This is a genomic window from Bordetella genomosp. 10 (assembly GCF_002261225.1).
In the GTDB taxonomy this organism is placed as follows: Bacteria; Pseudomonadota; Gammaproteobacteria; order Burkholderiales; family Burkholderiaceae_B; genus Bordetella_C.
On sequence record NZ_NEVM01000001.1, the window covers coordinates 1,672,795 to 1,690,454 of the forward strand.

A 17,660-nucleotide genomic window follows, 5' to 3' on the forward strand; every position below is an offset into this window, starting at 1 on the left:
TGCCGCGTGTGAGCGAGGAATCAGCGCAGGAGAAATCGGAGGGCAGTCATGCAAAGTCAGGGCGTGCTGTTCGGGCAGATCGCCGCTGTTTTCAGCATCGTGATCGCCGGCGTATGGAGTGCAACGCAATGGACAGCGGCCGCCCTCGGACATCAAGTACGCCTTGGCTCGCCCTGGTTCGACTTCTTTGGCACGCCGGTCTATCACCCTTGGCGGCTTTTTGAATGGTGGTTCTTCTTCGATGCCTACGCGCCGCATGTATTCGACATAGGCGGTGCGATTGCGGGTGGCAGCGGCCTGGTGGCCGTGGTGGTCGCCATCGCCATGTCGGTGTGGCGCTCGCGGCAATCGCGCCTAGTCACGACCTATGGCTCGGCACGTTGGGCCAATACCGCCGACATTCGCAAGGCCGGGCTGATGCAGTCTGCCGGCGTCTTTCTCGGCCTGCATGACGGACAGTACCTGCGCCATGAAGGCCCGGAACACGTCCTGACGTTCGCGCCCACGCGCTCGGGCAAAGGCGTGGGCCTGGTGGTGCCGACCTTGCTGTCCTGGCCTGCATCGGCAGTGATCCACGACATCAAGGGCGAGAACTGGCAGATCACCGCCGGCTGGCGCTCACACTTCTCGCATTGCCTGCTGTTCAACCCCACCGATGCGAAGTCAGCCGCGTACAACCCGCTGCTGGAAGTGCGGCGCGGCGCGCATGAAGTGCGCGACGTGCAGAACATCGCGGACATTCTCGTTGACCCCGAAGGCGCGCTGGAGAAGCGCAATCACTGGGAGAAGACCAGCCATGCGCTGCTGGTCGGCGCCATCTTGCATGTGCTCTACGCCGGCGAAGACAAGACACTGCGCGGCGTCGCCAACTTCCTCAGTGACCCGGCGTGCCCGTTCGAGCTGACGCTGCACCGGATGATGACGACGCGCCATCTCGGTGACGCGCCGCATCCTGTTGTCGCGTCCGCCGCGCGCGAAGTGCTCAACAAGTCGGACAACGAGCGGTCTGGCGTGCTGTCCACGGCCATGTCGTTCCTCGGCCTGTACCGCGACCCGACGGTGGCCGAAGTCACGTCGCGCTGCGACTGGCGCATCGCCGACCTGATCGCGTCCGAATCACCTGTGTCGCTGTACCTGGTCGTGCCGCCGTCCGACATCAGCCGCACGAAACCGCTGGTGCGGCTGATCCTCAACCAGATCGGCCGACGCCTGACCGAATCGCTTGACGGCAGCGATGGCATCGCGCGCCGTCACAAGCTGCTGCTGATGCTCGATGAATTCCCGGCGCTGGGCCGGCTCGATTTCTTCGAGACGGCTTTGGCGTTCATGGCCGGCTACGGCATCCGCAGTTTCCTGATCGCGCAGTCGCTCAACCAGATCGACAAAGCCTATGGTCAGAACCATTCCATCCTCGACAACTGCCATGTCCGGGTGACGTTCGCCACCAACGACGAGCGCACCGCCAAGCGCATCTCAGAGACGCTGGGTACCGCCACCGAACTGCGGGCGCAGCGCAACTACGCCGGTCACCGTCTCGCGCCGTGGCTCGGGCACCTGATGGTGTCGCGGCAGGAAACCGCCCGCCCGCTGCTGACGCCGGGCGAAGTGATGCAACTCCCACCCGATGAATCAGTGGTGATGGTGTCCAGCGTCGCGCCGATCAAGGCCAAGAAGCTGCGCTACTACGCCGACGCCAATTTCAAGCAGCGCGTGCTGCCGCCGCCCGCGCTGGCGGCCGGGCAGTACGCCGACGTGCCACCGGCCCGCGCCGACGACTGGAGCGGCCTAGCGATCCCGGCCGTGCGCGCCGCATCAGCCACGGCCTCCGCCGATGACCTGGGCGGCACCGACGACGGCGGCCCGCGCCGCCAACCCGAACTCTCCGAATCCGTCGCTTACGACCCCGAACTGGATGCGCCCGATGACCTAGCGCTGCTCGATGACGACGACGACCTGCCGCTGCCGCTCCCAGGCCAGCTTGACTCGGCCATGCAGCGCACGGCGCGGCTGGCCTCTCTCGACCCCAACGACGGAATCGACTTATGAGCCAATACCGCCTCAATCTTTTTATCCAACACGAGCACGCCAAGCGGCTGGAAGAACTCGCCGCCAAGAAAGGCGTCTCGAAATCCAGCATCGTCGCGGCGGCGCTGGCGTCCTGGCTGTCGCCGGACGCGGGTGACCAGCGCGAGGCCGCCATCGCCAAGCGGCTGGATCGGCTGTCGCGGCAGGCCGAACGCCTGGAGCGCGACCAGAACATCCAGATCGAAACGTTGGCGCTGTTCATCCGCTACTTCCTGACCGTCAGCACCCCGGTGCCCGAGGCGCATCAGGACGCCGCCCGTGCCCAGGGCAAGGCGCGTTTCGAGCAATTCATCGAACAGCTCGGCAGGCACCTGCTGCGCGGCCGGAGCCTGGTGCGCGACGTGGTGGAAGAACTGCATCCCGACCCGATGCGGATGGATGACGCGGCGGCGCTGGCTGAAGCGCAGGAGCGTGCCTCATGAGCGCCGTTGCGCAGATCCCGCCCGAGCCGCGTTCGTCGGCCACCACTTCACAGGATCGCCGCATCCAGATGCTGCGCACGGCAATGGGGCCACTGATCGCCGCCGCGCTCGAAGACCCGGACGTTATGGAAATCATGCTTAACCCCGACCGCACCCTATGGGTGGATCGGTTGTCGTCGGGCCGCGCGCCGCTGGGCGTGGAACTGCCCGAAGCCGATGGCGAACGCATCATTCGCCTGGTGGCCGCGCATGTCGGCGCGGAGGTGCATCGCGGTCAACCGCTCCTGACGGCCGAGCTGCCCGAGACGGGCGAGCGTTTCGAGGGCATCTTGCCGCCGGCCGCGCCGGGGCCAGCGTTCGCGCTGCGCAAGCGGGCCGTGAGCATCATCGGCCTGGATCGCTATGTGGCCGACGGCATCCTGACCGCCGGGCAGGCGGACTTCCTGCGCCGCGCCGTGCGCGAGCGCCAGAACATCCTGATCGCCGGCGGCACCAGCACCGGCAAGACCACGCTGGCGAACGCGCTGCTGGCCGAAATCGCCGCCACCGGCGACCGCGTGCTGGTGCTCGAAGACACCATCGAGCTGCAATGCGCCGCCCGCGACCATGTGCCGCTGCGCACGCGGGCCGGCGTGGTGTCGATGCAGGAACTGGTGCGCGCCACGATGCGCCTGCGCCCCGACCGCGTGATCGTCGGCGAGGTGCGCGGCGGCGAGGCGCTGGACTTGGTGAAGGTGTGGGGCACCGGCCATCCGGGTGGCATCGCCACCATTCACGCGGGTTCCGCGCTGGGCGCGCTGCTGCGCCTGGAGCAACTGATTCTTGAAGTGGCGGTGAATCCGCCGCGCGCGTTGATCGCCGAGGCCATCAACGTCGTCATCCACATCGCCGGGCGTGGCCGCAAGCGCCACGTCGAAAGCATCGCCCGCGTCGTCGGCTTCGACGGCGTGGGCTATCGCATGGCGGATGCGCTGGAAACGCCGTTTCCCGAGCTGCCGTCAGTTTCTTCCCCGTCCCCTGAACCCTCTGGAGAACTGCCATGACGCAGATGCACATTCATGCTTTCCGCATTTCCGTAAATCCGGCTTCGGCCTTCGCGCGCCTGCGGCGTCTGGCCGCGCCGGCGCAGCACGGCCTGCTGCTGGCCGCCATCATGCTGATGACCGCCGGTACGGCGAAGGCCGCCGGTTCCTCGATGCCCTGGGAAGGCCCGCTGACCTCGATCCTCGAATCCATCCAGGGGCCGGTGGCGCGCATCGTTGCGGTCATCATCATTATTTCCACCGGCCTGGCGCTGGCCTTCGGCGATACCAGCGGCGGCTTCCGCAAGCTGATCCAGATCGTGTTCGGCCTGTCCATCGCGTTCGCCGCGTCCTCGTTCTTCCTGTCGTTCTTCTCGTTCTCCGGTGGGGCCGTCGTATGAGCACCGCCAACGAAGGAGCGCCGGGCTTCGCGTCCGGCTTCGAGATCCCGCTGCATCGCTCACTCACCGAGCCGATCCTGATGGGCGGTGCGCCGCGCACCGTGGCGATCGCCAACGGCACGCTGGCCGCCGCCGTCGGGCTGGGCCTGCAACTGTGGATTCCCGGTGTTGTGCTCTGGATCGTCGGCCATTCGCTGGCGGTCTGGGGCGCGCGCGTCGATCCGCAGTTCATGCAGGTCTTCGCCCGGCACATCAAGCACAAACCGCTGCTAGACGTGTAGGGGGAACGCCGCATGCTGAACCTTGCCGAATACCGCCAACGCCCGGCGCTGCTGGCCGACTGGTTGCCCTGGGCCGGCCTGATCGCGTCGGGCGTCGTCTTGAACAAGGACGGCTCTTTCCAACGCACGGCGCGCTTTCGCGGGCCTGATCTGGACAGCGCCACGCAGGGCGAACTGATCGCCACGTCGGCGCGGCTGAACAACGCACTGCGCCGGCTGGGTTCGGGCTGGGCCTTGTTCATCGAGGCCGAGCGCCGGCCGGCGGCGGACTATCCACACTCCGACTTTCCCGAGCCGCTGTCCTGGCTCGTGGACGAGGAACGCCGCGCCGCCTTCGAGGAATCGGGGCATCATTTCGAGAGCGCCTATCACCTGACGCTGGCTTACCTGCCGCCCGAGGAATCGCGTGCCCGCGCAGCCAAGCTGCTCTACGAGAACGCGCCCGGCGACGGTGTGGACTGGCGCGGCCGGCTCGATGCCTTCGTGGCGGAAACCGATCGTGTCTTCGACTTGCTCGATGGCGTAATGCCGGAAATCGCCTGGCTCAATGACGCCGAGACGCTGACCTACCTGCACGCCACGGTGTCCACGCGGCGCTACCGCGTGGGCGTACCCGAACAGCCGTTCCACATCGACGCGCTGCTGGCCGACTCCGCGCTGGTCGGCGGCCTGGCACCGACGCTGGGTGACCAGAACCTGCGCGTGGTGTCGGTGCGGGGCTTTCCGACTTCCACCTGGCCGGGCCTGCTGGACGACCTAAACCGCCTGGGCTTTGGCTACCGCTGGAGCACGCGCTTTCTCTGCCTGGACAAGGCCGAAGCAGAAAAAGAGCTGGGCCGCCTGCGCCGCCAGTGGTTCGCCAAGCGCAAGAACGTGGTGGCGTTGCTGCGCGAAACCATCTTCCAGCAGGAAAGCCCGCTGGTCGATACCGACGCCAACAACAAGGCAGCGGACGCGGACGCCGCCATGCAGGAGCTGGGCAGCGATCAGGTTTCCTTCGGCTACTTGACGGCGACCGTCACCGTCATGGACGCGGACGCCGCCGTAGCCGACGAGAAGCTGCGCATGGTGGAGCGCGTCATCCAGGGCCGGGGCTTCGTGACCATTCCCGAAACCCTCAATGCCGTGGATGCCTGGCTGTCCTCAATCCCCGGCAACGCCTATGCGAACGTGCGCCAGCCCATCGTCTCGACGCTGAACCTGGCGCACATGATGCCGCTGTCCTCCGTATGGGCCGGGCCGGAGAAGAACGACCACCTGGACGGCCCGCCGTTGATCGTTACCCGCACCGATGGCGCCACGCCTTTCCGGCTGGTGACGCACATCGGCGACGTAGGCCACACACTGGTGGCCGGCCCGACCGGCATGGGCAAGTCGGTGTTGCTTGCCATTCTGGTGCAGCAATTCCGCCGTTATCGCGGCTCGCGCGTGTTCGCCTTCGATATGGGCCGCTCGATGCGCGCCACCATCCTGGGCCTGGGCGGCGAGCACTATGACCTGGGTGCCGATGGCGGGATTGCCTTCCAGCCGCTCGCGCGTATCGACCGGGAAAGCTATCGCTCCTGGGCGGGGGAATGGGTGGAAGGCCGCCTGCTGCATGAGGGCGTGACGGTCGGCCCGGACGAGAAGGCGGTCATCTGGTCGGCGCTGGGCAGCTTGGCCGGGGCGCCTGTTGAGCAGCGCACGTTGACCGGGTTCTCGGTACTGCTGCAATCGAACGCGCTACGGCAGGCACTTGCGCCCTATGTGCTCGGTGGCGCGCACGGCAAGCTGCTGGACGCGGACACCGATCGTCTCGGCTTCGGTGACGTGCAGGGCTTCGAGATGGAAGAACTGATGCACAGCCCCGCCGCCGTGCAAGCGGTGCTGCGCTACCTGTTCGCCCGCTTCGATGAGCGTTTCGACGGTGCGCCCACGCTGCTGATTCTCGATGAGGCGTGGCTGTTCCTCGATGAGCCGTCTTTCGCCGCGCGCATCCGTCAGTGGTTGAAGACGCTGCGCAAGAAAAACGTGTCGGTGATCTTCGCCACGCAGTCGCTCGCCGACATCAAGGATTCGAGCATTGCGCCCGCGATCATCGAGAGCTGCCCGAGTCGAATCTTTCTCCCCAATCCGCAGGCCACGGAGCCGCAGATTCGCACGATCTACGAGGGCTTCGGCCTCAACAGCCGGCAAATCGAGATCGTCGCCACCGCCCAGCCTAAGCGCGACTATTACTACCAATCGCGCCTCGGCAATCGCCTGTTCGACCTCGACCTGGGGCCGGCCGCGCTCGCGTTCGCGGGCGCATCCACACCGCAAGACCAGCGCGACATCGACCGCGTGCTGACGCAGGCCGGCGCACCCGGCTTCGCCGGCGCGTGGCTGCGCCATCGCGGCCTCGACTGGGCCGCCGACCTGCTGCCGTCCTCACCAGAGGCGGCTTCTTTCCTTTCCCAACCACGACAGGAGAACCAGCCATGAAGATCCGTGCGCTTTCCGTAACGCTTGCCGCCGCGCTGGCTGGCTCGCTGATGCTCGCCCAGCCGGCGGCGGCCATCACCGTATTCGACCCGTCCAACTTCGTGCAGAACACGCTGACCGCCGTTCGCACGCTGGAGCAGATCAACAACCAGATCAATCAACTGCAAAACGAGGCGCAGATGCTGATGAACCAGGCGCGCAATCTGGCGAGCATGGACTTCAACATCGTCAACCGCCTGCGTTCGACGCTCGCCACCACCGAACGCCTGATCGCCGAGGCGCAGGGACTGGCCTACGACGTGCAGAGCATGGACGCTACGTTCTCGCGCCTGTACCCGGAGCAGTACGCCGCCACCGTCAGCGGCGACCGCATGGCGCAGGACGCCCGCGAGCGTTGGAAGAACACCCTCGACGGCCTGCACACCGCGATGCGGATGCAGGCGCAGGTGTCGCAGAACCTGACGCAAGACGAAAGCGCGCTCGCCGATCTGGTCAGCCAGAGCCAATCGGCGACCGGCGCCTTGCAGGCGCAGCAGGCGACCAACCAGCTTCTTGCCTTGCAGGCCAAGCAGTCTATCCAGGCGCAGCAGCTCCAGATCACGCAAGACCGCGCCGCGTCGCTGGAACTGGCGCGGCAGGCGGCGGCTACCGAGCGCGCCCGCGAAGTGCGGCGGCGCTTCCTCGGCACCGGCACGTCCTACACGCCGCAGCGTGTGGATTTCTATTCCAACTGACGGGAGACGGTCATGCGACACGCTTCCGTCCTGCTGACCGTGCTGCTGGCCGCTTGCGGCCAGCAGTCGGCCGAGAGTCTAGCCGATGCTTTGGCCGCAGATCCCGTGCGGCTCAAGGCGTTGCGTGCGCAGTGCGCGGCCGACCGGCAGGCCGTGGGCGAAGACGACTGCCGCGCCGCCGCCGACGCCTTCCGCCGGCGCTTCTTCTCCGGCCAAGCCGGGCCGAACGAATACCGGACGCTGGCCGAGCTGCCGCCGATTCCGGCGAGCTTCGATGAACCCATTGGAGAGGACGCGCCATGAACGACGTGACCATCATCGACCGCTTCCTCGATACGTTCTCGCGCTACATCGACTCCGGGTTCGGCTTGCTGCAAGGCGAAGTGGCGTTCCTGACGGCCACGCTGATCGTCATCGACATGACCATCGCCGGCTTGTATTGGGCCATGAGCCACGCCACCGGCCAGGGCGAGGACGTGATCGCCAAGCTGCTGCGCAAGGTGCTCTACGTCGGTGCCTTCGCCTACATCATCGGCAACTTCAACTGGCTGGCCGGCATCGTCTTCCGCTCGTTCGCCGGGCTGGGCCTGACGGCCACCGGCTCGACCATGACGATGGAGAACTTCCTGCAACCGGGGCGGCTGGCGAAGACCGGCATCGATGCGGGTGCGCCGATTCTGGAGCAGATCGGCGACATGGCGGGCTTCCCCGAAGTCTTCGTGAACATCGACCCCATCGTGGTGATGTTCCTCGCCTGGCTCACCGTCATCCTGTGTTTCTTCGTGCTGGCGATCCAGCTTTTCATCACGTTGATCGAGTTCAAGCTGACCACGCTGGCCGGCTTCGTGCTGGTGCCGTTCGCGCTTTGGAACAAGACCTCGTTTCTCGCTGAAAAGGTGCTCGGCAACGTGGTGTCGTCGGGCATCAAGGTCTTGGTGCTGGCCGTCATCGTCGGCATCGGCTCGGGGCTGTTTGCGGAGTTCCAGGTTCACCCCGCCGAACCCTCCATCGACCACGCCCTTGTCGTGATGCTGGCCTCGCTCGCGCTGCTGGCGCTGGGCATCTATGGGCCGGGCATCGCAACCGGCCTGGTGTCCGGTGCGCCGCAGCTCGGCGCAGGCGCGATGGCCGGTGCCGCTGTCGGTGCCGCTGGCACGGCCGTTGCCATCGGCGCCGCAGCGACCGGCGTGGGCGGTGCGGTCATGGCCGGGGCGCGCATGGCGCCGGCTGCCGCCAAGCTGGCCGGTAGCGGTGCGCGGGCCGCCGCTTCGACGGCCAGCAGCGCCCGGTCGGCATTCCAGGCCGGTTCCAGTGCTGCGGGCGGCGGAGCCAAGGGTGCAATGGCCGGCTTGGGCAATGTCGCCAAGACCGGCGCGCAGGCTGCCGGGCGCAGCGCCGCGTCCGGTGCTTCTGGTGCTGCGCAGAAGATGACCGGCTCTTTCCGTGCTGGATGGAACAGCACAGAGGCCGGTGGCGGCGCTGCGTCCGGTGCAGTTGGCTCCGGACAGGCGGCCGCAGGCGAAGCCGCCAGCTCGCAGAAGCAAGAGCAGCCCGCCTGGGCCAAGCGGATGCACCGCCGCCAGCAGATCACCCATGCCGCGACCACTGCCGCCCACACGCTGCGCGGCGGCGACGGTGGCGGCTCCGGGCAAGGCCCGAGCCTGCGCGGCTCCGACGATTAAAGCGATTCACAAGGAGAACTGACCATGCGATTCAAACGACCGCAGGTGCGCTATGCCGACACGCCGCAACCTGCCACCCCGTATCAAGCCGCCGCGCAGGTGTGGGACGAGCGTATCGGCTCAGCCCGCGTACAGGCCAAGAACTGGCGACTGATGGCCTTCGGCTGCCTGGGATTGGCACTGATACTGGCAGGCGACCGAGTTTGGCACTCCACGCAATCCCTGGTGACGCCCTACGTGGTCGAGGTGGAGAAGGATCATGTGCGCGCTGTGGGCGAGGCAATCACTCCATACAAGCCCACGGATGCGCAGATCGCCTACCACCTGACGCACTTCGTCACGCTAGTGCGCTCCCTGTCCATCGACCCCATCGTGGTGCGGCAGAACTGGCTCGATGCCTACGACTACACCACCGACAAGGGCGCGGCCGTGCTCAACGACTACGCGAGCAAGAACGATCCGTTCACCCGCGTCGGCCGCGAGTCGGTGACGGTGCAGATCACCAGCGTTACGCGCGCCAGCGATGCCTCGTTCAACGTCCGTTGGACGGAGCAGCGGTTCGTCAATGGCGCACCCGCTGGCACCGAACGCTGGAACGCCGTGCTTTCCACCGTCCTGCAAACCCCACGCACCGAACAGCGCCTGCGCAAGAACCCGCTGGGCATCTACGTCAACGGCCTGTCGTGGAGCCGCGAACTGGATTCTTCCGAAGGAGCCAAGCCATGAACCTGCCTTTCCGCTTTTACGCTTTCGTGCTGACGCTCGCGGCCCTGTCGGGCTGCGCCTCGCAGGGCAAGCCGCCGCCGACCATCTCGCTCGATGAGCCGGTGCAGGCACAGCCGCTGCCCGAACCGCCCAAACCGGTGGAAGTCGTCGCCGTGCCCGAGCCGCTGGCGCTGCCGGCGCAGTTGAAGCCGCTGCCGGAGGTGGACGAGGCCACGCCCGCGCCGGAGCCGGCCGACGAGAAGGTGCGCGTCTCGCGCGCCAATGCCGAGGCGCGTATCGCGCCAACCCGCGAGGGCTACGTCAATGCGATCCAAGTGTGGCCGTACAGCGACGGCGCGTTGTATCAGGTCTATGCCGCGCCGGGGCGTGTCACCGTGGTTTCGCTCCAGCCCGGCGAGGAACTTGTGACCGTCGCCGCTGGCGATACTGTGCGCTGGATCGTTGGCGACACGTCCAGCGGCAGCGGCGAGGCGCTGCGCGTCAACGTGCTAGTCAAGCCCACCCGATCGGGCCTGAAAACCAATCTGGTCATCACCACCAGTCGCCGGACGTACCTGCTGGAACTGACCTCGACCGAAAAGGCATGGATGGCCTCGGTGTCATGGGACTACCCGAAAGATCGGATGCTGGCCTTGCATCGCCAGACACAGGCGGCAAGCGCCGCCGCGCCGGTCGATACCGGCTTGTCGCTGGAGAAGATCCGCTTCCGCTACGCGGTGTCGGGCAGCAATCCGCCGTGGAAGCCGCTGCGCGCCTTCGATGACGGCGAGAAGGTCTACATCCAGTTCCCGCCGGGCATTGCCCAGGGCGAGCTGCCGCCGTTATTCGTCATCGGAGCACAGGGCGACGGGCAACTGGTGAACTACCGCTTCCGCTCGCCGTACTACATCGTGGATCGGCTGTTCGGTGCGGCCGAACTGCGCCTGGGCGGTGATGGTGGTGACGTGGTGCGGATCGAGCGCACTGACGGCGTGGCGCGGAGGAACTGACAATGAGCCAGGACGACACTCCCGACCTCGCCGCGCCGCAGGCGGCAGGCAAGATCGCGCCCGAGACGGTGGCGCTGCGCGCCCAGCCGCGCCCGGTCACGCGCCTGAACCGGCGCACGTTGGCCATCCTCGCCGGCGGCCTGTCAGTCGCCGTGCTCGGCGCGCTGATGTGGTCGCTGCAACCGCAGCGGCGTGGTGCTGGTGAGCAGACCGAGCTTTACAACGTCGACCGCGTCTCCAAGTCTGAAGGGCTGGATGCGCTGCCGGCGGACTACTCCAAGCTGCCGCCGGCCTTGCCGCCCACGGTGCCCGAACTGGGGCCGCCGCTGCCGGGCGATCTTGGCCCGGCCATCGTCAAGTCGCAGCAGCCAGCGACGGCCGCCTATGCGGCCCCTGGAAACGACCCGAACGATGCGCTGCGCAAGGAAGCCGAAGCGGCCGCGGGTTCATCGGTGTTCTTCCGCTCTGGCACGCAGAAGGCCGCGCCGGTGGCGCAGTCGCAGGCGGCCGCCGCGCCGGGCTTCGCCGCCAATGCGGCGTTCGACCCGATGGCTGCCGGGCCGGCCTCCACGGCGGCGCAGCCTGCTGACCCGGCGGCGATACAGAACCGGCAAGACCAGAAGGAGGCGTTCCAAAAAGCCGGAACCACGGAAACCCGTAATTCCGGCACCCTGACGCCGCCGGCTTCGCCGTATCAGGTGATGGCCGGGACGGTCATCGCCGGTGCGCTGGTGACGGGCATCAAGTCGGATTTGCCGGGCGACGTGATCGCCACGGTGACGGAGCCGGTCTATGACACGGCTACCGGGCGCTTCCTGCTGATCCCGCAGGGTTCACGCATCCTGGGCCGTTACAACAGCCAGGTCAGCTACGGACAAAGCCGCGTGCAGGTGGTGTGGAACCGGATCATCCTGCCCGACACGTCTTCGCTGACGCTCGACAACCTGGTCGGAGCCGACCCGGCCGGCTATGCCGGGCTGGAAGACGACGTGGACTACCACTGGGGCCGCATCTTCGCCGGCGCAGCGTTGACCACACTGCTGGGCGTCGGCGCCGAGCTGGCCGCGCCGGAGAACCGCCAGGATGGCGACCGCATCATCATCGCCGGGCGCGACAGCGCGCAGGACAGCATCAACCAGGTCGGCCAGGAGATGACCCGGCGCAACATGAACATCCAGCCGACGCTGACCGAGCGGCCGGGCCTGCCGGTTCGCATCATCGCCAACCGCGACTTGGTGCTGCGGCCCTACCAGCCGTTGTTCTTCAACAAGGGGACTTCACGATGACGACGCGCAAGCTGCGGCTCGGGCCGCTACCAAAACGGAATCCACGAAGCTGACCTTTGCCTGCCCAGCCAGCCTCAAAGCCGACCTCGATCACTACGCCGCGCTGCACGCGCAGGCGTATGGCGAGGCGGTCGATGCCGTGACGCTGATCCCGCACATGCTGGAGGCGTTCATCGCCGGCGATCGGGGATTCAGGAAGGGAGGCGCTGCCAAAGCCGCGCCGCCGAAGCCAGGCTGACGATGCCGCTTCCCCTTGTCGGCCATCCCTCGAACGCGCAGCCCAAGGCTGCGCGTTCGTCGTTCTGGAGAGCTGCGGCCGATTGGACTATGATGAAAAATAAGCCCGTCATCTGCTGGCAATCATCCCCCGATGCAGCACGCTCCGGCTTTCTACCGCGACGCTCTCATGTGGCTCCTAGCCCACAACGCCGCAGCTCCGCAAAGCGGCCCAGAGTAGAGCTAACCCCGCGTCCCATATAGACTTCCAGCCATCCGGCCGGTTTCACTAAACGCTTGACACCGGCCCTTTTTTGATTTCCGACGCCACGAAATCCCGCAGGACGTCCGGGCCGCCGGGCGTCAGGTCGATGGAGCGGTCCGCGAAATAACGTTTTTCCTGCGGATCGGCCAAGCCATCGAGGATGGCGGCGCTGAGCTTTTGCACGATCGCCTCCGGCGTCCGCGCGGGGGCGAACACGGCGTGCCAGGTGGCCATGCTGTACCCGGGCGCCACGCTTTCCGCGATCGTCGGCACGTTCGGCAGGGACGCCAGCCTATGGTCGCTGGTGACGCCCAGGGCGAGCAGCTTGCCGGACTGGATGTGCGGCAGCGCGTTGGGCGCATTCTCGAACATCGCGTCCAGGTGCCCGCCCAGCAAATCGTTCATGGCGCCCACGCTGCCCTTGTAGGGAATGTGGGTCAGGTCCGTATGGGTCATGGACTTGAACAGCTCCCCGGCCAGGTGCAGCGAGGAGCCGTTGCCGGCGGAGCCGAACTGGATCGCGCCGGGATGGCTCCTGGCGTACGCGGTGAATTCCCGGATGTCCTTCACGGGCAGCTTCTCGGGATTGATCACGAGGATCATGGCGCTGGAGCCGATCAGGGCGATGGGCGCGAAATCCTTCACGGGGTCGTAGGGCAGCTTGGGATACAGGCTGACGTTGATCGCATGCGTGCTGATCGAACCGGCGACCAGCGTGTACCCGTCGGGCGGGGCCTTGGCGACGAAGTTCGTCCCGATGACGCCGCCCGCGCCGACCTTGTTTTCCACGATCACCGACTGCCCCAGGCTCTGGCCCAGGTGCTGGCCCACGCGGCGGGCGATGACGTCCACCGGCGAGCCGGCCGGGTACGGTGCAATGTAGGTGATCGGGCGGGTGGGCCAGGGCGCCGCCTGGGCATGTGCGTCGAGCATGCCGGCGAAAGGCAGGCACAGCGCGGTCAGGCAGGCTTGCCGCCGGCGCAGGGATACGGTCATGGTTGTCTCCGGGAAAATGCGGTTGTCGTTTAATTGTTTTCTTTCGGTTTCGATGCCTGAGGAGGGATCAAACCGGTGGCGGGGAAACGCCGCTCATGGCCGTACCCGGCGGCGCAAGTGCCGGGGACCCAGGTCGGCGGGGTTCAGCACCCCCAGCAGGCTCATGTTGCGCACCATTTCCGTGACGAGGATGCCGATGGCGTGCGTGATGCCGGCCTGGCCGCCCACGGCGCCGGCGTAGTTGAAGGGCCGGCCCACGAAGACGAATTTCGCGCCCAGCGCCATCGCCATCAGCACGTCGCCGCCGCGGCGGACGCCGCCGTCCATCATGACGGCATAGTCCGGTCCGACGGCCGCGACGATCTCGGGCAAGGCCCGCAGCGGCGCGATCGCGCCGTCGAGCTGCCGTCCGCCGTGATTGGAGACGATGATGCCGTCGGCGCCCATGTCGCGCGCCAGCACCGCGTCTTCCGGCGAGAGGATGCCCTTGATGATGAAGCGGCCGCCCCAGCGCTGCCGCATTTCCGCGATGTGCGCCCAGCTCAGGTGGTTGCGCGCCCCGAACTCGCGCATGACGTTCCTGGCGATGATGGGCGCGCCGCGCTGGGCGTGCGAGTTCTCGAAGTGAGGCATGCCATGCCGCAGCAGCGTCTTCAGCATGGTGCCCAGCAGCCAGCGCGGATGGGTGATGCCGTCCCATGCCAGCCGCGGGCCGGGGCGCAGCGGCGTGGAGAAGCGGGCGCGGATATTGTTTTCCCGGTTGCCGGACACGGCGACGTCGGCGGTGACCACCAGGGTCTTGAAGCCGGCCGCCTTCACGCGGTCGACCAGGGCGGCGATGCGGGCCGGTTCGCCGGGCACATAGGCCTGGAACCAGGCGCGGGGATTGGCGGCCGCCACGTCCTCCATGCGGATCAGCGACGAGCCGCTCATGATGGCGGGGATGCCCGCCGCGGCGGCCGCCCGGGTCTGGATCAGGTCGCCCCGATAGGCCGACAGGGCGCTGATGCCCATGGGCGCGATGCCGACCGGCGCGGCCCACTGCTCGCCGAACAAGGTCGTCGTCAGGTTGCGCCTGGAGGTGTCGTTGAAAACGCGGGTCACCCAGTCATGGTCGGCGAAGGCGTCCTCGCTGCCCCGCAATGCGCGGTCGGTCTCGCAGCCGCCGCTGATGTAGGCGAAGATGGGCGCGGGCAGGTGACGCCGCGCCGCGTCCTCGAAGTCCGCCAGGGACAGCACGCGTTGCAGGCGGCGCGGCACGTGCCAGCCGCCAGCGGCCGACGGCTTGCGCGGCGCGGTATGGCTGGCGATGGGGTAGTCCTGGATGCGGAGCTCGGTTTGCATGATGGGCGCCAAAAGGGAAGCTACGGATGCTAGAACGGAACTCGCAAGCAATGGGCGATAATTCGTCGATCGACATGTGAGTATTTCTTGACAATGAAGCTTCAATACCTCGCCACGCTGTCCGCCGTCGTCGCGCGCGGCAACCTGACGGCCGCGGCCGAGCAGGTCAACCTGACGCGCAGCGCGGTCAGCTTGCAGATGAAGCAGTTGGAGGCTTGGTTCGGACAGCCGCTGTTCGACCGCTCCGGGCGCAACGTCAAGCCGACCGCCTTCGCGCGCGAGGTCGTGCGCACGGTCGACAGGTCCATGGCGGAGCTGGAGGCCTTGCGCCGCCACACGGACAGCGCGCCGGCCGGGCGGGTGCGCCTGGGCATCACGGATTCTGCGCAGACCACCTTGCTGCCGCTGGCGTTCACCGACCTGCTGCGGCGCGCGCCCAAGGTGGAGCTGCACATCGAACGGGGATCCACGCCGCTCCTGCTGGACGCGTTGAAGGCGGGAAGGATAGACGTGGCGGTGCTGATACGCCCGCCCACGGGCGGTTCGCGCCGCTTGCTGTGGACCGAACTGCTCGACGAGGAGATGGTGCTGGTCGTGCCGCGCTCGCTGCGCCCGGCGCCGCCCGCGCAGATCCTGCGCGAGCAGCCGTGGATCCGCTTCGATCGCGAGCTGGTGGCCGGGCGCATGGCCGCGCAGTACGTCGAGAAGCGGGTGCCCCATTGCCATGCGCTGGTGGAGATCGCCGGCATCGATGCCATCGTCGCGCTGGTGGGCGCCGGGGTCGGCGTCTCGGTGCTGCCGCGCCTGCGTCCCGAGCATCTGCAGGCGCATGCCGTGCGCGAGATCGCCCTGGGTCCCGACGCCCCGATCCGCAGGATGGCCATGGTCCGCCGCAAGGCCGACGGCGATCATCGCCTGCTGGATCTCGTCGAGTCCGCGTTCCAGGAGGCGGCCGGGAAACTGCGGAATGGGGCGGGGCGGGCCTGGTGAGCCAGGGCGGCGGGGATGCGCGGCGGGCTATCATGATCGTGTTTACCCGGGGTCTGGCGTTTGGCGTCCATGAGCGCCGGTTCGATGCAAGGGTCGTTCATTCTTGCGTGAAGGAATCTTGCGCGAGGCGAGGCGAGACGGGACACGGCTGCCTTGCGGGAAGGGAGCCCTGATCCCGCGACTGGAGGAGGCATGATGGATGAACTGCGTTGCTACAAGACGATGCCGGTGTGGAACGCCCAGACGCTGCCCGAGGCATTCCGCCGCCGCCACAACACCCAGGCGGGCACCTGGGCGCGGTTGTCGGTCCTGAAGGGCTGGCTGGATTTCGAGCTGATGGACGAGCAGGGCGCGGTGACCGCGAAGATCCATTGCACGCCGTCGAGCCCGCCGCCGCGCATCGAGCCGCGGCAGTGGCATCGCATCGGGGAGGTCAGCGCCGACGTCGAATGCCAGTTGTCGTTCCATTGCCTGCCGGAAGACTATTTCGCCAAGAGGCATGGCCTCACGCGCACGCATTCCGAAGTCATCGAGGCGGCGGCGGTAGTGGTGCCCGGCCGGGCGCTCGACCTGGGCTGCGGCAACGGGCGCAACGCGCTGTACCTGGCCATGCGGGGGTTCACCGTGGACGCGTGGGACAAGGATGTCGAAAGAGTGGCCAACCTGCGGCGCATCGCCGCGGAAGAGGGGTTGATGGGCATTCAAGCGCGGCAGGTCGACCTCGAGGACGTCGCCATCGAAGGCGCCTACGACTTCATTCTCTCGACGGTCGTCCTGATGTTCCTGCGGTCGGCGGCCGCCGCGGCGCTGATCGGCCGGATGCAGGACGCGACGGTCCCCGGCGGCTGCAATCTCATCGTGACGGCCATGGACACGGCGGATTGTCCCTGCCCGGTGCCGTTCCCCTGCACCTTCGGCTTCGGCGAATTGAGCGGCCGCTACCAGGGCTGGGAGCTGCTCAAGTACAACGAGCTTCATGGTTCGCTGCACAAGACGGACGCCGAGGGCAAGCCCATCGTCTTGCGGTTTGCGACGCTGCTGGCCAGGAAGCCGCGAGCCTCCTGACGGCTGGGCAGGCCATTTCGGGGACGCCTCTCGTCTTCCATTGCAACGCGCGCGCGGAAGGCTTACCGTGGGACAGATACTTGCCACGGGTCAAGGAGGTGATGTCATGAATGACGATTTTCATCGTCCCACATTCGGGAGCGCGGTCTTTTACGAAGATCCCCGGGCCGCCATGGAATGGCTGGAGAACGCCTTCGGTTTCGCGCGCAACATGGTGATCAGCGACCAGGACGGAAAACTGGTCCATGCCGAGATGCGATTCGGCGACGGCTACATCACGCTGGGCCCGAAATGGGCCGATTTCGTGGACATTCCCGCCTCGATCGGCGGGAAGAACACGCAGATCATCCATACCCACCTCGATAGCGATATCGACGCGCATTATGCGCGCGCCAAGGCGGCGGGCGCGGAGATATTGCAGGCGCCGGAAGACCAGTTCTACGGAGACCGGACCTATCGCGCCCGCGATCCCGGCGGACACGTGTGGACGTTCTCGCAAACCGTGCGCCACGTGTCGCGCGAGGACGCGGAGCAGGCCAGCGGGCTGAAGATCGAGGGTTGGCATTGAAGCCCTTCCCATGAGGGATACGCATGATCGCTGCGCGCGGCGCGGAATTTCATATCCTGGACTGGTAGTCCCGCTATTCGGCACTTCCCCTCTCGCATAATGGCATCGATGGCGACGTCTACGTG

At 67.0% G+C, this 17,660-nt stretch carries 17 protein-coding genes and 1 pseudogene; 16 read left to right on the forward strand and 2 right to left on the reverse strand.

Features of this window, described 5'->3' with window-relative positions; translation table 11 throughout:
- Positions 1 to 48 precede the first annotated feature (48 nt).
- The 13 genes and pseudogenes from CAL29_RS07335 to CAL29_RS07395 all read left to right on the forward strand — a co-directional run bounded on the left by CAL29_RS07335 (position 49) and on the right by CAL29_RS07395 (position 12,329).
- Positions 49 to 2,046: a conjugal transfer protein TraG gene (locus CAL29_RS07335; RefSeq protein ID WP_094852244.1), complete on the forward strand. Its 1,998-nt coding sequence runs from the start codon at positions 49 to 51 to the stop codon at positions 2,044 to 2,046.
- The gene (locus tag CAL29_RS07340) at positions 2,043 to 2,507 is read left to right on the forward strand and encodes a CopG family transcriptional regulator (protein ID WP_094852245.1); all 465 of its coding nucleotides are present in this window, start codon (positions 2,043 to 2,045) and stop codon (positions 2,505 to 2,507) included. Before CAL29_RS07335 ends, CAL29_RS07340 begins: the two co-directional genes overlap by 4 nt.
- On the forward strand, positions 2,504 to 3,550 hold the full coding sequence (gene trbB / locus CAL29_RS07345) for a P-type conjugative transfer ATPase TrbB (protein WP_094852246.1): 1,047 nt from the start codon (positions 2,504 to 2,506) through the stop codon (positions 3,548 to 3,550). The genes CAL29_RS07340 and trbB overlap by 4 nt, the downstream gene beginning before the upstream one ends.
- Complete coding sequence (locus CAL29_RS07350) at positions 3,547 to 3,930, forward strand: TrbC/VirB2 family protein (protein WP_094852247.1); 384 nt, start codon at positions 3,547 to 3,549, stop codon at positions 3,928 to 3,930. Before trbB ends, CAL29_RS07350 begins: the two co-directional genes overlap by 4 nt.
- Complete coding sequence (locus tag CAL29_RS07355; protein ID WP_094852248.1) at positions 3,927 to 4,211, forward strand: VirB3 family type IV secretion system protein; 285 nt, start codon at positions 3,927 to 3,929, stop codon at positions 4,209 to 4,211. The genes CAL29_RS07350 and CAL29_RS07355 overlap by 4 nt, the downstream gene beginning before the upstream one ends.
- A 12-nt stretch (positions 4,212 to 4,223) precedes the next feature.
- Entirely contained in the window at positions 4,224 to 6,674 is a 2,451-nt protein-coding gene (gene trbE, locus CAL29_RS07360; protein WP_094852249.1) for a conjugal transfer protein TrbE, read from the forward strand.
- The gene (trbJ, locus tag CAL29_RS07365) at positions 6,671 to 7,408 is read left to right on the forward strand and encodes a P-type conjugative transfer protein TrbJ (protein WP_094852250.1); all 738 of its coding nucleotides are present in this window, start codon (positions 6,671 to 6,673) and stop codon (positions 7,406 to 7,408) included. The genes trbE and trbJ overlap by 4 nt, the downstream gene beginning before the upstream one ends.
- Positions 7,409 to 7,420: 12 nt before the next feature.
- The gene (locus CAL29_RS07370; protein ID WP_094852251.1) at positions 7,421 to 7,711 is read left to right on the forward strand and encodes a hypothetical protein; all 291 of its coding nucleotides are present in this window, start codon (positions 7,421 to 7,423) and stop codon (positions 7,709 to 7,711) included.
- Positions 7,708 to 9,090, forward strand: coding sequence for a P-type conjugative transfer protein TrbL (trbL, locus tag CAL29_RS07375; RefSeq protein WP_094852252.1), 1,383 nt, complete (start codon positions 7,708 to 7,710; stop codon positions 9,088 to 9,090). Before CAL29_RS07370 ends, trbL begins: the two co-directional genes overlap by 4 nt.
- Before the next feature lie 24 nt (positions 9,091 to 9,114).
- Positions 9,115 to 9,816, forward strand: a complete 702-nt coding sequence (gene trbF / locus CAL29_RS07380) for a conjugal transfer protein TrbF (protein WP_094852253.1) — start codon at positions 9,115 to 9,117, stop codon at positions 9,814 to 9,816.
- Entirely contained in the window at positions 9,813 to 10,805 is a 993-nt protein-coding gene (gene trbG, locus CAL29_RS07385; RefSeq protein WP_094852254.1) for a P-type conjugative transfer protein TrbG, read from the forward strand. The genes trbF and trbG overlap by 4 nt, the downstream gene beginning before the upstream one ends.
- Before the next feature lie 2 nt (positions 10,806 to 10,807).
- On the forward strand, positions 10,808 to 12,091 hold the full coding sequence (locus tag CAL29_RS07390) for a TrbI/VirB10 family protein (protein ID WP_094852255.1): 1,284 nt from the start codon (positions 10,808 to 10,810) through the stop codon (positions 12,089 to 12,091).
- Positions 12,088 to 12,329: pseudogene (locus tag CAL29_RS07395) on the forward strand (DUF2274 domain-containing protein). Before CAL29_RS07390 ends, CAL29_RS07395 begins: the two are co-directional and overlap by 4 nt.
- A gap of 267 nt (positions 12,330 to 12,596) precedes the next feature.
- Here CAL29_RS07395 and CAL29_RS07400 read toward each other — a convergent pair.
- Both CAL29_RS07400 and CAL29_RS07405 read right to left on the reverse strand, forming a co-directional pair.
- Positions 12,597 to 13,568 carry a Bug family tripartite tricarboxylate transporter substrate binding protein gene (locus CAL29_RS07400; protein ID WP_256977243.1) on the reverse strand — a complete coding sequence of 324 codons (972 nt, stop codon included), beginning with the start codon at positions 13,566 to 13,568 and terminating at the stop codon, positions 12,597 to 12,599.
- A 93-nt stretch (positions 13,569 to 13,661) separates the two neighbouring features.
- The gene (locus tag CAL29_RS07405) at positions 13,662 to 14,912 is read right to left on the reverse strand and encodes an alpha-hydroxy acid oxidase (protein ID WP_094852776.1); all 1,251 of its coding nucleotides are present in this window, start codon (positions 14,910 to 14,912) and stop codon (positions 13,662 to 13,664) included.
- A gap of 93 nt (positions 14,913 to 15,005) precedes the next feature.
- Here CAL29_RS07405 and CAL29_RS07410 point away from each other — a divergent pair, with 93 nt between their 5' ends.
- The 3 genes from CAL29_RS07410 to CAL29_RS07420 all read left to right on the forward strand — a co-directional run bounded on the left by CAL29_RS07410 (position 15,006) and on the right by CAL29_RS07420 (position 17,535).
- On the forward strand, positions 15,006 to 15,902 hold the full coding sequence (locus tag CAL29_RS07410; protein WP_094852256.1) for a LysR family transcriptional regulator: 897 nt from the start codon (positions 15,006 to 15,008) through the stop codon (positions 15,900 to 15,902).
- Between the two features lie 192 nt (positions 15,903 to 16,094).
- The gene (gene tehB / locus CAL29_RS07415; RefSeq protein ID WP_218831818.1) at positions 16,095 to 16,967 is read left to right on the forward strand and encodes an SAM-dependent methyltransferase TehB; all 873 of its coding nucleotides are present in this window, start codon (positions 16,095 to 16,097) and stop codon (positions 16,965 to 16,967) included.
- 106 nt (positions 16,968 to 17,073) lie between these two features.
- On the forward strand, positions 17,074 to 17,535 hold the full coding sequence (locus CAL29_RS07420) for a VOC family protein (protein WP_094852257.1): 462 nt from the start codon (positions 17,074 to 17,076) through the stop codon (positions 17,533 to 17,535).
- Positions 17,536 to 17,660: the final 125 nt, after the last annotated feature.